Origin of the sequence: Mesorhizobium sp. M0189 (genome assembly GCF_040322135.1) — a bacterium.
Lineage (GTDB): Bacteria > Pseudomonadota > Alphaproteobacteria > Rhizobiales > Rhizobiaceae > Mesorhizobium.
In genome coordinates this window covers 164791-179432 of sequence record NZ_JAMYSW010000008.1, presented here as the reverse complement: position 1 = coordinate 179432, position 14642 = coordinate 164791, and the positions used below count along the sequence as shown (strand labels likewise).

Annotated in this window: 15 protein-coding genes; 8 read left to right on the top strand and 7 right to left on the bottom strand. The window is 63.1% G+C overall.

Annotation, left to right across the window (positions count from 1 at the left end; translation table 11 throughout):
* Positions 1–9: 9 nt before the first annotated feature.
* Both NKJ09_RS17125 and NKJ09_RS17120 read left to right on the top strand, forming a co-directional pair.
* Positions 10–861, top strand: coding sequence for an AraC family transcriptional regulator (locus NKJ09_RS17125; RefSeq protein ID WP_352483883.1), 852 nt, complete (start codon positions 10–12; stop codon positions 859–861).
* Positions 862–969: 108 nt separating this feature from the next.
* Entirely contained in the window at positions 970–1401 is a 432-nt protein-coding gene (locus tag NKJ09_RS17120) for a VOC family protein (protein WP_352494352.1), read from the top strand.
* Positions 1402–1528: 127 nt separating this feature from the next.
* On the opposite strand, the gene NKJ09_RS17115 is transcribed toward NKJ09_RS17120, so the two are convergent.
* Genes NKJ09_RS17115 through ehuB form a run of 5 tightly spaced genes read right to left on the bottom strand, consistent with a single transcriptional unit; the run spans position 1529 to position 5353 of the window.
* Positions 1529–2272 carry a GntR family transcriptional regulator gene (locus NKJ09_RS17115; protein WP_023717025.1) on the bottom strand — a complete coding sequence of 248 codons (744 nt, stop codon included), beginning with the start codon at positions 2270–2272 and terminating at the stop codon, positions 1529–1531.
* Entirely contained in the window at positions 2269–3048 is a 780-nt protein-coding gene (gene ehuA / locus NKJ09_RS17110) for an ectoine/hydroxyectoine ABC transporter ATP-binding protein EhuA (protein WP_023717024.1), read from the bottom strand. Before ehuA ends, NKJ09_RS17115 begins: the two co-directional genes overlap by 4 nt.
* A complete protein-coding gene (gene ehuD / locus NKJ09_RS17105) occupies positions 3045–3704 on the bottom strand; it encodes an ectoine/hydroxyectoine ABC transporter permease subunit EhuD (RefSeq protein ID WP_023717023.1) in 660 nt (219 codons plus the stop codon). The genes ehuA and ehuD overlap by 4 nt, the downstream gene beginning before the upstream one ends.
* Entirely contained in the window at positions 3701–4429 is a 729-nt protein-coding gene (gene ehuC, locus NKJ09_RS17100) for an ectoine/hydroxyectoine ABC transporter permease subunit EhuC (RefSeq protein WP_352483851.1), read from the bottom strand. The genes ehuD and ehuC overlap by 4 nt, the downstream gene beginning before the upstream one ends.
* 54 nt (positions 4430–4483) lie before the next feature.
* Complete coding sequence (gene ehuB, locus NKJ09_RS17095; protein WP_023717021.1) at positions 4484–5353, bottom strand: ectoine/hydroxyectoine ABC transporter substrate-binding protein EhuB; 870 nt, start codon at positions 5351–5353, stop codon at positions 4484–4486.
* A 240-nt stretch (positions 5354–5593) separates the two neighbouring features.
* On the opposite strand from ehuB, the gene NKJ09_RS17090 reads away from it, so the two are divergent.
* The 6 genes from NKJ09_RS17090 (at position 5594) to NKJ09_RS17065 (ending at position 13016) form a co-directional block, all read left to right on the top strand.
* Positions 5594–6784, top strand: a complete 1191-nt coding sequence (locus tag NKJ09_RS17090; protein ID WP_023717020.1) for a M24 family metallopeptidase — start codon at positions 5594–5596, stop codon at positions 6782–6784.
* A gap of 74 nt (positions 6785–6858) precedes the next feature.
* Positions 6859–8007 carry a M24 family metallopeptidase gene (locus tag NKJ09_RS17085; protein WP_352515763.1) on the top strand — a complete coding sequence of 383 codons (1149 nt, stop codon included), beginning with the start codon at positions 6859–6861 and terminating at the stop codon, positions 8005–8007.
* Between the two features lie 10 nt (positions 8008–8017).
* Entirely contained in the window at positions 8018–9274 is a 1257-nt protein-coding gene (locus NKJ09_RS17080; RefSeq protein ID WP_023717018.1) for a sarcosine oxidase subunit beta family protein, read from the top strand.
* 13 nt (positions 9275–9287) lie between these two features.
* Entirely contained in the window at positions 9288–9569 is a 282-nt protein-coding gene (locus NKJ09_RS17075; RefSeq protein ID WP_023717017.1) for a sarcosine oxidase subunit delta, read from the top strand.
* A complete protein-coding gene (locus NKJ09_RS17070; RefSeq protein ID WP_352763080.1) occupies positions 9566–12520 on the top strand; it encodes a sarcosine oxidase subunit alpha family protein in 2955 nt (984 codons plus the stop codon). The genes NKJ09_RS17075 and NKJ09_RS17070 overlap by 4 nt, the downstream gene beginning before the upstream one ends.
* Positions 12513–13016 (top strand): sarcosine oxidase subunit gamma family protein, encoded by a 504-nt coding sequence (locus NKJ09_RS17065; protein WP_023717015.1) that lies wholly within the window; start codon positions 12513–12515, stop codon positions 13014–13016. Before NKJ09_RS17070 ends, NKJ09_RS17065 begins: the two co-directional genes overlap by 8 nt.
* A gap of 66 nt (positions 13017–13082) precedes the next feature.
* On the opposite strand, the gene NKJ09_RS17060 is transcribed toward NKJ09_RS17065, so the two are convergent.
* Positions 13083–13547 carry a cupin domain-containing protein gene (locus NKJ09_RS17060; protein WP_023717014.1) on the bottom strand — a complete coding sequence of 155 codons (465 nt, stop codon included), beginning with the start codon at positions 13545–13547 and terminating at the stop codon, positions 13083–13085.
* Positions 13548–13761: 214 nt separating this feature from the next.
* Complete coding sequence (locus NKJ09_RS17055) at positions 13762–14637, bottom strand: aldose 1-epimerase (RefSeq protein ID WP_023717013.1); 876 nt, start codon at positions 14635–14637, stop codon at positions 13762–13764.
* Positions 14638–14642 lie beyond the last annotated feature (5 nt).

The following is a 14642-nucleotide window of genomic DNA, read 5'->3' as shown; positions in this document are numbered from 1 at the left end:
TTGTCGGTCGTGCAGATTGTTGTCTCGAGCGACGGCCGGGCGCAGCCGCTGCGCCGTAGGTTCACCGCCGCTAATCCGAAGGGGAGCGAGATGAGCGATCCCGTCCCAGCGCAGGCAACGGGCACATTTCAGCAACGTCCAGTGTCGGCGCGGCTTCGCGGGACCTTCGCTTCGGTGTGGGTGCATCGAATGGACCCGGCGGGCTCACCGCCAATCGTCGTCATGCCCGACGCAACGATCGATCTGCAATGGATCGGAGGCAGCTTCCGAATTGCCGGACCTGACAAGGAGCCGCAGACCGAGGTTCTAGCGGCGGACGAGGTCGTGATCGGCTTGCGCTTCCATCCTGCCACGGCGGCGGCATGGCTCGGCGTGCCGCAAATCGAACTGGTCGGTCAGCGGCTGTCGCTCGACGATTTGTGGGGAGCGCGAGCTCGGCGCCTCGCCAGCCGCGTGCGCGCCAGCGACAATCTCGAAGATCTGGCCTGCTCGCTCCAACAGGTCGTCGCCGAGGAGATGGCCTCCGACGCCCCAGACGTTCCCATGCAGGCGGCATATCGCTTGATCGAGCGCGGTCCGCCACCCGACGCGCCTCTCGTCCCTTGGTTGATGCGCGCCCTCGAGATGAGCGAAAGGACGTTGCGCCGGCGCTTCGACGAGAGCTTCGGCTATGGCCCCAAGACGCTTGAACGTATCCTCCGCTACCAGCGCTTTCTGCGGCTTTCGAACCAATCGAACAGCACTACGGCCATCCTGGCAGCCGAGGCGGGCTATTCCGACCAGGCGCATCTTGTTCGCGAGAGCCGACGCCTGACAGGAAGCACCCCGCGACAGATTCATCACCTGCTGCACGGCGAGTGAAACCTCGGCGCGTTCTTCGACTTGGCGGCACGCTTTTGGCCGTTTTGTTCAAGTCTTCACTGTCGCCCGACTTTATCCTGGTGTCTCCGACAACCAGAGGAGACTGCCATGAAACCGCGCATTTCGGTTTTGACGATCGCTGTCGCCAACCTCGAGAGTTGCCTCGTGTTCTACCGCGACGGCCTCGGCTTGCCGACGGAAGGGATCATCGGCCGCGAATTCGAGCATGGCGCCGTCGCGTTCTTCACGCTGTCCGGCGGGTTGAAGCTCGCGATCTGGGCTCAGGACGACCTCGCCTACGACACCGGCGTGCCCAAAGCGCCGATCAGTTCGACCTCGTTCACAATCGGCCACAACGTTGTGCGCCGCGAGGAAGTCGATCAAGTGATGGATGAGGCCGCCCGTGCCGGAGCCGAGATCATCAGGCCTGCCCGGGACACGTTCTTTGGCGGGTATGCCGGATACTTCCGCGACCCGAACGGACACCTGTGGGAGGTCGTCTGGAACCCCGCCAACATACCGAGTGAGGATCCTCTTTAGGGCGGCGCGGACCTGCAGTATCGAACGGCGTTAGTCATCCCCAGTGCTGGCAAATTCTGTCGGCATCGGGGCGGGCGGCCATGCTTTCCCTGGCAAACGAAGCCAGCTCGACGGCAGTCCACCAGTCTTAAGGGGCTGATTGTGTAGCTTTATCCAGATTCGCCTCGCCTGCATGGCGCATCATGCGGCGGAAGCTCATTGAGATATGCGCCCGCCTTATGTGCCCTATGGACTCCCAGTCGCCGATCTCGGCGGCGGCAAGGACCTCTTCCATTTCGCGGCGGAACGCGGTGAATTCCTCGACAAGGCCCAATTGCGGCATCAGCTTCAGGACGACGCGCGCAACCTGAAAATACAGGCGCTCGCTGATCTCGCGCAGTGGCTGGTTGCCGGTCATCGCCGTGAGCTCGTAAAAGAAGTCCATGTTGAGGCGCAGGAAAGCGCGCTGGTCGGGATTGAGTATATCGGCATCGCAGCGCGCGATGAGCGCCCGTATCCGGTCGAGGTCGTCCGCCGTGCGCGGGATCGGTGAAAGCTTGCCGACGAGGAGCGCCAGCTCCAGGCGCAAATGATAGACCTGCTGCAATTCCTCGATATCGACGTCGGTGACGATCGTGCCGACGCCGTGGACGGATTGAACCAGACCCTCGGATTCAAGGCGCGCCAGGACACGCCGGACCGGCGTGCGGCTGATCTCGAATTCCTGGGCAAGTTCTTCCTCGGACAGACGGCTTCCTGGCGCATAGACGAGCAGACAGATGCGGTCGCGCAATATCCGGTAGATGCGCTCGAACCGCTCTCGCGCGGAGAGCGGGCGCGGCGGCGCGGCGGTCACCGTCGTGGGCGGCTTGGCCTTTGTCTCGATCGTCACCCAGCCTCCAGGACAGCGTGCAGGAATTGCCGTGTCCGCTCGTTCTTGGGAGCACCAAACAGTTCGCTTGGCGGCCCCTGCTCGCAGATCTTGCCTTGATAGAAGAAGCAAACGCGGTCGGAAAACTCCTTGGCGAAGCCCATCTGGTGGGTGACCATCAGCATGGTTAGATCATGCTCGCGGCCGATCTGCCTTATCACCTGCAGCACTTCGCCGACAAGCTCCGGGTCGAGCGCAGACGTCACCTCGTCGAACAGCATGATCTTGGGCCGCATGGCAAGCGCCCTGGCGATGGCGACACGCTGCTGCTGGCCGCCGGAAAGCTGTGACGGATAGTGGTCCTTCTTCTGGGCCAGACCGACCAGCTCCAGCAGCTCCGCCGCTCTTGCCTCGGCGTCCGCCCGCTTCATGCCGAGCACCGTTATCGGCGCCTCGATGCAGTTCTGCATCGCCGTCATATGCGGAAACAGGTTGAACGACTGGAACACCATGCCGATCTTGGCGCGGATTTTACGGATATGGGCGAGATCGGCGGGAACAAGCTTGCCGTTCCTCTCCATATGGGTCAGCGGCTCGCCTTCGACCCAGATGACACCGTCATTGATCGTTTCCAGCGTCATCAGCATGCGCAACACCGTCGTCTTGCCCGAACCCGACGGACCGATGACGGAGACTTTTTCGCCGCGCGCTATTTCGAGATTGAGCCCGTCGAGAACGGTTAACGTGCCGTAGCGTTTCGATACATTGTCGAAGCGGACCATCGGTTGTTCCGTCATCGCGTGGTCCTCCGGTTGAGCAGCTCTTCGAGGGAGCGGATGAGCGCCGCCGAAACCAGGCTCATGGCAAGGAAAAACAGGCCGACCAGCGTGATCGGCTCGGTGTAGCGGAACGTTTCGGAGCCGATGATCTTGGCAGTCTGCATCAGTTCCATCACGGCGATTGCGGAAAGCAACGGCGTCTCCTTGAACAAGGCCACCAGATAATTGCCGAGCGCCGGAACGATCGGCGGGATCGCCTGCGGGATGATGATGTCGCGAAACGTCGTCCAGGACGAGAGATTGAGCGCGATCGAGGCTTCCCACTGGCCGCGATGGATGTTGTCGAAACCGGCGCGATAAACCTCCGAGCAATAGGCGGCGTAGTGGATACCGATGGCCAGCACCCCGGCGGTGAAGGCGTCGAGCACGACACCGAATTTCGGAAAGACGAAATAGAGAAAGAATATCTGGATGAGCAGCGGGGTCGAGCGGATCAGCTCGACCAGCACCGAAATCGTCCAGCTGGTCCATGGCACGGCGATGCGGACGACCGCCAGCACCAGGCCGAGCGAGGCCGCAAGCGCAAAACCGATCAGCGTCGCCTCGATGGAAATGATGGCGGCGCGGGCGAGCACCGGCAGGATTTCCAGGGCAAATCCCCAATCCCAGATCATGCCGCCTTCCCCCGCGCCAGTCCGAGCGACGCCCGCCTTTCGAGAAGCCGCATGCCGATGGTCACAACCAGCGACATTGCCAGGTACATCAAAAGGACGAGGGTGAAGATCGGAATGGTCTTGAACGTGTTCTGGTTCATTTGCTGCGCCTTGAAGGCGAGGTCCGAAAGCGTGATCAGCGAAACCAGCGCTGTCGATTTCAGAAGCTCGATGAACAGATTGCCCCAGGGCGGGATCATCGCGACAAAGGCCTGCGGCAGGATGATCCGGCGCAACATCTGTGGGCGGCTCATGTTCAATGCCGTACACGCTTCCCACTGCCCGCGGGCGACGGACTGGATCGCGCCGCGCACGCACTCCGATCCGTAGGCGCCGACATTCAGGCCGAGTGCGAGCACTGCCACCACGAACGCGTTGATCGTGACGCCGAATTGCGGGAGGACGAAAAACAGCCAGAACAATTGCACCAGCGCCGACGTTCCGCGAAAGATCTCGACATAAACCGTGGCCAGCCATCTGAGCGGCGTTGGACCGTACATCCTTGCAAGTGCTGCAAGCACGCCCATGATAATTGCGAGCAGGCTGCCGAGGACGGCGATCTCGACTGTCAGGACCGCGCCTTGCAGCAGCCCCGGCATGAACACTCGGTAGCTTTCCTGTGTTGCCAAGGCGCCGATCACGACGAGCGCGATGACCAGCATGGCAACGAGCGTACGGATACCCATGCGATTCCCCCGGGGAAAAAGGGCGGCGCTTTCGCGCCGCCAGCAGTTGGGAACCTATTTGCCAGCACAGAGCTCTGCGGTCGTCTTGTTGGGGAGATAGTCCTTGCCGAAGCCGAGTGGCTCGACCAGCGCGATATGCTCCGGCGAACCGAGGAACTTCTTCAGCTCGGCGTTGAACGCCTCCTGCAGGTCGGTGTCTTCCTTGCGGAAGCCGAAGCCGCCATGACCTTTCACCGACTTGCCGGCGACCTCGCCGAAGGGCTTGGTCGATTCGACGCCGTCGGCTTTCTTGGCCATGTCCGCGATCGAAAGAGCGGTCAGTGCGGCAGCGTCGGCGCGGCCCGACTGGACGGCGGCGACCAGGCTGGACTGGTCGGGCAAGGAGACGATCTGCCCACCGGCAACGCCCGCTTCCTTGGCGAAGCCGCCTTCGACGGCGCCGGCCATCACGGCAAGCTTGAGATCCGGATTGTCCTTGATGCTGGAAAAATCCTTGATGCCTTTCGGATTGCCTTTTGCCACCAGCATAGCCTCGCCGATGCCGTAGGACGGCTCGGAGTAGTTGATCTCAGCGCAGCGCTTCGGAGTGATGAACATGCCGGCGGCGATGATGTCGAAGCGGCCGGCCTTGAGACCCGGAATGAGCGAGCCGAATTCGGTCAAAACACCGTCGACCTGCGGTATGCCCATCTTGGCGAGCACCGCCTTGGCGACTTCCGGCGCTTCGCCGGTCAGCTTGCCGTCTGGCGTGGCGTAACCGAACGGCGCCTCGTTGGCGAAACCGACGCGGATGTAGCCGTCCTTCTTGGCCCGTTCGAGGGTGGTTTCCGCGTGAGCGGACAGCGACGTCAATGACGTCGCGGCGAGCGCGATGCAGGCAGCCGCTTTCACGACCATGCGGCGCGATATCGATGATTTGAGCATGCTTTTCTCCCATTGAACAACTGTGGATGGTTCCCAGGGCGCGGCCTTCTTCGAGGTCGACGCCTGCTTGATCAGACGTATACAACTGCCCTAGACATTTCGCAAGCAGAGATATAGAAACCATGTAAATTCGGCGCTAATTCGTAGTTATCCAACAAACTTGACGTCGAGTTGTGCACAATTTCGCCTGGTTTGCCCATTTACAAGAGGGCAACAGCGTACCCAGAAGGCAGGACTTCGGTGGCGACCGCGAACGAGTTCGGGACATTCACGCAAGCGGAGTATGGGCAGCGCCTGGCCGGCGTGAAGACACGCATGCAAAAAGCCGGCTTCGATCTCGTCGTCTGTCAGGATCCAGCCAACATGTGCTGGCTGACCGGCTATGACGGATGGTCGTTCTACGTTCCGCAGTGCGTGCTCGTCCATCTGGAGGAGGACCGGCCGATCTGGTTCGGCAGGGCGCAGGATGCCAAGAGCGCACGCCTAACCACCGGCCTGCCCGAGACAAACATCGTGCCGTTCTCGGAACGGCTGGTGCAGCAGCCGGTCGAACACCCTTATGACGAACTCGCGCAACTGATCCGGTCGCGCGGCTGGGGAAAGGCCCGCATCGGCGTCGAGATGGACGCGCATTATTACACTGCGCGCTGCCACGCCCACCTTGTCGAGGGGCTGCCCGACGCGCACTTCGCCAACAACCACGATCTCGTCAATTGGGCGCGGCTGGTGAAATCCGAAGCCGAGCTGGTGCTGATCCGCGAGGCGGGTGCGATCTGCACGCATGCAATGAACCGCGCCATCGAGAAAATGCGACCCGGTGTGCCTCAGAACCATGTCATTGCGGAAATCTATCACGCACAGATCATGGGCGTGCCCGGAGCTGGCGGCGACTATGCCGCGATCTGTCCGCTGATGCCCGTTGGCGAAGGCACCAGCACGCCGCATCTGACGTGGTCCGACGCGCCGCTGCCGGACAGCGGCCTCGCCATTCTGGAGATCGCCGGCGTGCGCCGCCGCTATCATGCAGCCCTGACCCGGACGGTACATTTCGGCAAGCCGCGGCAAGCCATCCTCGACATGGCCAAGGCGATCGTCGAGGGCGTCGACGCTGGCCTCGAGAAGGCGCGCCCCGGCAACACCGCCGAAGAGGTGGAAGCCGTCTGGCAGGCAGTCCTGCGGAGGAACGGACTGAAGAAGGAAAGCCGCGTCGGCTATCCGGTCGGGCTCGCATACCCGCCCGATTGGGGTGAACGCACCGCAAGCCTTCGTCCCGGCGACACCACCGAGATGCAGCCTGGGATGTGCTTCCATTTCATGGCCGGCGTTTGGCTCGACGATTTCGGCATCGCCATCTCGGAATCGTTCGTCGTCACGGAACGCGGCGGCGAACGCCTCTGCGATGTGGCGCGCGAACTCATCGTTATCGATTGACATGGCGGCCGGGAAGCCGGCTGCCGAAAAGACCATGCCTGCCACCAAGCCGGCAACAAGCACGAGGACGCCCGATGGACCGTAATCCCTTTTCCGAAGCCGAAATCGCCGGCCGCCTTGCCAAGGTCCGTACTACACTGGCCGAGCGTGAGCTCGACGCGGCGGTCTTCGCCTCGCCGGAGAACGTCTTCTATCTCACCGGGCTCGATCACTGGGGGTATTTTGCCCCTCACCTGCTGATCGTCCCGCTCCAGGGAAAACCTGTCCTGGTCACCCGCTCGATGGAAAAGGTGACCATCGAGAAGCGGGTGAAGGCAGCGGAATTCCGTGGCCACTCCGACAGCGAAACGGCGGCCGACCTTGCCGCGCGGGTGCTTGCGGAGCTCGGCCTGTCCAGCAAGCGGATCGGCCTCGAATACTGGACGGCCGGCCTTAGCCATGGACTTGCCGTAGCACTCCAGATGCAAGCGGATGCCAAGTGGAGCGACGTCTCCGGTCTGATCGACAAGATGCGGCGGGTGAAGAGCGCCGAGGAACAGGTGTTGATGCGGCGCGCCGCAAAGGTGACGGACGCCGCCGCCGGTGCCGCGATCGCCGCGATCTCGGATGGCGCTTCCGAACAGGAGGTCGCCGCCCAATGTGTTGCGGCAATGATCCGCGCCGGCGGTCATGCGCCGGGCTTCGGACCGTTCATCCGCCCGGCCGCGCGCCTGGGTGAAGAGCACACGACCTGGGGCGACGGGATCTACCGCAGGGGCGAGCCGGTCTTCGTCGAACTGTCCGGCTGCATCTCACGCTACCACGCGCCGCTCGGCCGGCTCATTCGCATCGGCCACATAAGCGACGAAGACGCCACAATGGCGGCGGTGACCGCCAAGGCGTTCAACGCTGTCGTCGAGGCGCTGCGGCCGGGCGCCAAGGCGCGCGATGTCTACGCCGCCTGGCAGGCCGTCGCCGACGAGGCCGGTCTTTCCCACTATCGCCGCCATCACTGCGGTTACCTGGTTGGCGCTGGCCAGCCGCCATCATGGACCGGCGGCAATTCGGTGACCGGCTTGAGGCACGATTCCGACCTTGAGATCGAGACCGGGATGAGCTTCCACATCCTGTCGTGGCTGATGGGAACCAGTCGCGGCGATGACTTCGTCTCCAACACGGTGCTTTTGACCGACGCGGGTGCTGAAGTGCTCACCCGCACGCCGGCCGGCCCGATCGTTCGATAGGCCCGCACGTATGGCGCGCTACTCGGCACTCTCGATTTTCCGCAACGCGCTGTCTGGCCAGAAGAATTGGCAGCGCGCCTGGCGGGCGGCGGAGCCAAAACCGTCCTATGACGTGATCGTCATCGGCGGCGGTGGACACGGCCTCGCCACCGCCTTCTACCTTGCCGATAACCACGGTATCCGCAACGTCGCGGTGCTCGAAAAGGGCTATGTCGGCGGCGGCAATGTCGGCCGCAACACCACCGTCATCCGCTCCAACTACCTGCTCGACGGCAACACCCAGTTCTACGAATTCTCGATGAAGCTCTGGGAGACCATGTCGCGGGTGCTGAATTTCAACGTCATGTTCTCCCAGCGCGGCCAGCTCGTCACAGCGCATTCGGCCGATCAGCTCGACGGTTTCAGCCACCGCGCCAACGTCATGCGGCTGAACGGCATCGATGCCGATATCCTCGACCGCGAAGAGGTGCGCCGGCTGGTGCCCTATCTCGATTTTTCCGACACTGCCCGCTTCCCGATCCATGGCGCCATCTTCCAGGGCCGGGCGGGCACGGCACGCCACGACGCCGTCGCCTGGGGCTATGCGCGCGCCGCCGATAGCCATGGCGTCGACATCATCCAGAACTGCGAGGTGACAGGCTTCCTCCGCGACGGCGACAGTATCGTCGGCGTCGAAACGACGAAAGGCCGGATCGGCGCCGGCAAGGTCGGCCTCGCTGTTGCCGGGCATACATCCGTGCTCGGTGCCAAGGCCGGCCTTGAACTGCCGATCGAAAGCCACGTCCTGCAAGCCTTTGTCACCGAACCGCTGAAGCCGCTGGTAGATCACGTCGTCGCCTATGGCGCCGACCACTTCTATGTCAGCCAGTCCGACAAGGGCGGGTTGGTCTTCGGCGGCAATCTCGACGGCTACAATTCCTACGCCCAGCGCGGCAATCTCGGCGTCGTGCGCGAGGTGGCGGAGGCGGCGATTGCATTGATGCCGTGTATTTCGCGCGTCCGCCTGCTGCGCCACTGGGGCGGCGTCATGGACATGACCCCCGATGCCAGCCCGATCATCTGCCCGACGCCGATCGACGGCCTCTATCTCAACGGCGGCTGGTGCTATGGCGGCTTCAAGGCAACGCCAGCTTCCGGCTGGTGCTTCGCCCACACGATCGCCACCGGCAAGCCGCATCCCTTGATCGCGGCCTACGGGCTCGATCGTTTCCGCACCGGCCACACGCTCGATGAGGCCGGCGTCGGCCCTTCCGCTTGGCTGCAATAGGAGGCGGAACAAAATGCTGCGCATCGAATGCCCCTGCTGCGGCCCGCGCGACCATGACGAGTTCCGCTACGGCGGCGATGCCTCGGTCACGCGTCCGGCCCATGACGATCCCGATCCGGAGGCCTGGTACCGTTACGTCTATATCAGGACAAACCCGGCCGGCCCGCACCGTGAATACTGGCAGCACGTGACCGGTTGCCGGCAATGGCTGGTGGTCGAACGCGACACCCGCAACCATGCCGTCGCATCAGTCGACTTCGCCAGGAAATCAACTCTCAGGAAATCACCGGCATGAGTTCGAACCGCAAACGCCTGCCGGTGGGTGGCCGTATCAGTCGCGAGGTGCCGCTCGATTTCACCTTCGACGGCCGCAAGCTGATTGGATATCGCGGCGACACCCTTGCCTCCGCGCTGCTCGCCAACGGCGTCACTCTCGTCGGGCGCAGCTTCAAATATCATCGCCCGCGCGGCATCTTTTCCGCCGGGCCGGAGGAACCGAATGCGCTGGTTACGCTCGGGATCGCAGGCAGGCGCGAGCCGAACCTGCCGGCGACGACACTGGAACTCGCCAACAGCATGGACGTGGAAAGCCAGAATCGCTGGCCATCGCTGGCCTTCGACGTACAAAGCGTCAACGGGCTGTTGGCGCCGTTTCTGTCCGCCGGCTTCTACTACAAGACCTTCATGGGCCCGACGCGCCGCGCCTGGATGTTCTACGAGCACTTTATCCGCAAGGCGGCCGGTCTGGGCAGAGCCGGCACCGGCCCGGATCCCGACCGCTACGAGGTTCGTCATGCTTTCGCCGATGTCGCAATTGTCGGCGGCGGCCCGGCGGGATTGTCAGCAGCGCGGGCAGCCGCCGCGGCCGGGGCGCGGGTCGCGCTGATCGAGCAGGATTTCCTGCTTGGCGGCCAGCTTCTGGCGGAACCGTCCGACAGCGCAGCGGCCGCATGGTTGAGGCAGGCCGAGGCCGAGTTGAAGGGCTTCGAAACCGTCGTGCTGATGAAGCGGACAACCGCTTTCGGCAGCTATGACGGCAATGTCATCGGGCTGGTCGAACAGCGCGATCCAACCGGTCCGAAGCCGAACGGCGAGGCGCGGCAAACGGTCACCATGCTGCGCGCCCGCTCGATCGTTTTCGCCACTGGCGCCATCGAGCGACCGATGGTGTTCTCGAACAATGACCGGCCCGGCGTCCTGCTTGCCTCAGCCGCCCGGATCTATCTCAACCGTTTCGCTGTCCTGCCGGGCAAGAAAATCATTGTCGCCACCACCAATGACGGTGCCTGGCGCACCGCCTTCGACTATGCCGCAGCCGGCGCGGAGGTGACGGTTGCGGATCTGCGCGCAGTCCCGCCCGCAGCACTTGCCGCGGAAGCCGCACGGCTCGGCGTAATGATACGGGCCGGGACGCGGATCGTCGACCTGCACGGCGGCCATGCCGTCAGGCACGTAACGCTCAACGGGCCGGAGGGCCAGTCCTCGGCCGCCTGCGACCTGGTCTGCGTGTCCGGCGGCTGGTCGCCAACCGTGCATCTCACCTCGCACCTCGGTGTCAAACCTGTCTATCGCGACGATATCGGCGGCTTCGTGCCGGGCGCGTTTCCGGCCGGCCGGCTAGGTGCCGGCGCGATGATTGGGGCCTATGCAACTGCCGATGCCATCGAGGACGGTCATCGCGCCGGCATCGACGCGGCAGCCTCCGGCGGCAAGTCGGCGCCGGTTCCCGCTCCGGCCAAACTCGATCTCGGCGACACCGCCACGACGCTACTTCGCGAAGCGCCTTCCGTCGGACATGGAAAAGCCTTCGTCGATTTTCAGATGGATGTGACGACGAGGGATATCGAACTCGCCCATCGCGAGGGCTATGAATCGGTCGAGCATCTGAAGCGCTACACCACGCTCGGCATGGGTACCGATCAAGGCAAGACCAGCAATTTTCCGGCGCTTGCCGCGATGGCGGCGCTGCGCAACGCAACGATTCCCGAGACCGGCGTCACGACCTTCCGCCCGCCCTATACGCCGGTTGCCATCGGGGCGCTTGCCGGGCGCGCCATCGGCCATCATTTCAAGCCGATCCGCCGCACGCCAATGCACGACTGGCACATGGCCAACGGCGCCGAGATGCTCGAGGTGGGGCTCTGGATGCGGCCCTATTTCTACCGGCAGTCCGGACATGACGTGAATGAAGCCTATGTCGCCGAAATGCGGAATGTACGTCAGGCCGCGGGGCTGATGGACATCTCCACGCTCGGCAAGATCGACGTCCAAGGCCCGGATGCGGCAATCTTCCTCGACCGCGTCTACGCCAACGGCTTTGCCAAGCTGGCGGTCGGCCGCGCCCGCTACGGCGTCATGCTGCGCGACGACGGCATCGTCTTCGACGACGGCACCACGACGCGGCTGGCGGAAAACCGGTTCTTCATGACCACTTCGACCGCCAAGGCCGCCGATGTGCTGTCGCGTCTCGAATTCCTGCTCGACACGGCCTGGCCGGATTTGCGCGTGGCCGTCACTTCGGTCAGCGACGAATGGGCGGCGATGTCGGTTGCCGGGCCTAACAGCCGCGCGATCCTGAATGCAGCGTTTCCCGCTCTCGACGTTTCCGACGCGGCGCTTTCGCATATGGGACTACTCGAAAGCGGATGGGGGGGCCGTGCGCTCCGCATCCTACGTCTCAGTTATTCCGGCGAGCGCGCTTACGAAGTCTATACCGGCGCCACTGCCGGTGAACAGCTCTGGAGCCGTCTGCTCGAAGCCGGCAGACCATTCGACCTGAAGCCTTACGGCGTCGAGGCGCTAGGTGCGCTGCGCGTCGAAAAGAGCCATGTCGCCGGACCTGAAATCGATGGACGCACGACGCTCGACGATCTCGGCCTCGGCCGCATGGCCGGCAAGCGCAGCGGCTTCGTCGGCGACGTCCTGCGACGGCGCCCTGCCCTCCGGGCGCCCAACCGGCAGCGCCTGGTCGGACTGGAATGCATCGAGGACGGAAAACGCCTGCGCGGCGGCGCCATCCTGTTCCTGCCGGATGAGAAACCCTATGGCCATGGGCGCGGTCGCATCACCTCCGTCACTTTCAGCCCCGAGCGCGGCCATTATGTCGGGCTGGCCCTGCTTGCCGGCGATGTCGCGGCAGAAGGAAGCGAGGTCGTGGCGGTCTATCCGATGAAGGCCGAAACAGTTCGCGCCCGCATTGTCTCGCCAGTATTCCTCGATCCACAGGGAGAACGGCTGCATGGCTAGCTTGACCTCTTCTCGGGATTTCAGCCTATCCGTGGCCGATTGTCCGCTTATCCAGATCGAGGGCTGGGACGGGACACTGAGACAATTCGAAAAGAGCGTCTCGGCGTCGCTCGGCACGAAACTTCCCGCTTCGGTCGGAGAGACCGTTCGCCACAAGGGGCTTCTAATCATCCGCATTGCACCTCGCCGCCTCTGGCTGGTTCTCGACGAAGGCACGCAAGCGCCCGCGCTTTCCGTCGACCCCGATCTCGGCTGTTCTGTTCCCCTCGGCGAAGGTCGTGTTCGTTTGAAAATGGCCGGCCCTGACATCGCAAGGCTTCTGTCCGGCTGCATTACCGTCGACTGGCACGCGCCGGCCGCCGCTCCGGGCCGCGCCGTGCAGACATCCTTCCATCATGTCTCCGTGCTCTTCCTGCGCACCGGCGAGGCCGCGTGCGAACTCATCGTGCCGCGAAGTTTTGCCCGCAGCCTCTCGGATTGGATTGCGGATGGCTAGCCAATGGTGGTTTCTCGGGCAAGGATCGGCTTTAGCGGCCGATCCAAGCCGCTATCACGAAACCGTTTACTCTCTTGCTGGCCAGTCTTGCAGAAGCGTAATCCCAAATTTCGGCGCGGCTGCTTTGAGCCGCTCGATATCGGCAGGCGTCGGCGGCCCGACCACCTCTCCCTTGCCGAGTTCATGGCCACCTTCGGCGAGGAACTGCTCGAACACACTTGGCGTGTCTATCAGGATGTAGCGAACGGGCTGGTTGCCGGGATTCACGAGCTGGTGCGGGATGCCGCGCTTCAAAAACATGCTCTCACCGGGCGAGAGCGTTCGGACCTCGCCGGCCACAATTGCGGCCAACTGCCCTTCGATGACGTAGACTGTCTCGTCGTCATTCGCGTGAACATGGATTGGTGTTTTCGTCTGCCCGTCGCTTCGGTTTTCGAAGAGACTCAACAAGCCTCCCGTCTGTTCGCCGGAGACCAGTCGCTTCATGACGATGCCTGCGAGCACGAATTCCTTTGGGTCAACATCTGTCATTGATCCAATCTGCCAGGTACATTCGGAGTAGGCCCGTACCGTGCCGTCAAGCAGACAAACTGCGCAGCGACATCCGGCAAACGTCGAACGGGCTCACGGGTTCCCGGTCGCCGGAGTTCCCTCTTCCCAAGCTCACTTTGGACGAAAAGCCGGCTAACCGGACATGCTGGCCGACACCGACATACGCCAACTCGAGGGCGCCGCAGAGGTCCGTCTAATTGACGGCGAAGCTGCAACGGGCTGCCAGACTCTCGCCAGGGCCAAGCACCGACAGTCCATTCCATTTGTCGATCGAACCACGATTGTGAGCATCGACCGCATGACTGACCGGTTCAAAACAGAAGAAGTCGCTCTCGTCCGATGGCGAATAGACCAGGTAGAAGTTCAAGGGCGACGAAGCTTCAATCCGCAGGCTGCAACTGTGCTCCGGCCACGATATGGTAGCGACGCCGTCCCAGCCGGCAAACAGATTGTTTATCCATCCGCTCGGCAATACGGCCGGGGCGCCGAAATCCCAATCGGGACGGGTTTTGACATCCACAAACCGTTCGGGGAGATGGCTGGGCAGTTCGAGACAAACCTGCGAGGCCGGCGCATGAAGCGCGGTCCGTGCCGTTCTCGGGAACCATGGATGGATACCAAGCCCGAACGGCAGCCTGACCGAGGCCCGATTGACGATGCGAAGCTTCAGCTCGAGCCCTTGTCTGGCTAGCGCGTAGCTCACATCGGCGCGATATCGGTATGGGCCGGGTCCTTTGCTGATAAGGGACAGCTTTGCGTTATCTTGCGCTACGCTGTCGACGTCCCACTCGCTCGAAAATCCATTGCCGTGAACGGGAAATGGCTCGCCTGCAACATTGGCAGGCAGTTCGTGGAATTTGGAGTCGAATGTGAATCCGCCGCCCGAGATGCGATTCGACCACGGCAAAAGCAGGTTGCAGGCAAGGTCGAATGGGTTGCTGCTCCCGCCGTTTGGCCAAGGCCTGAAGATCGGCACGCGCCCATGGTCCAGTCTCGCAAGACCTGCCCCAAGCGACGGGACGATTTCAGCGGACAGGTCTCCGCTTCCGATTTTGATCGTTCGGACCATCAGTT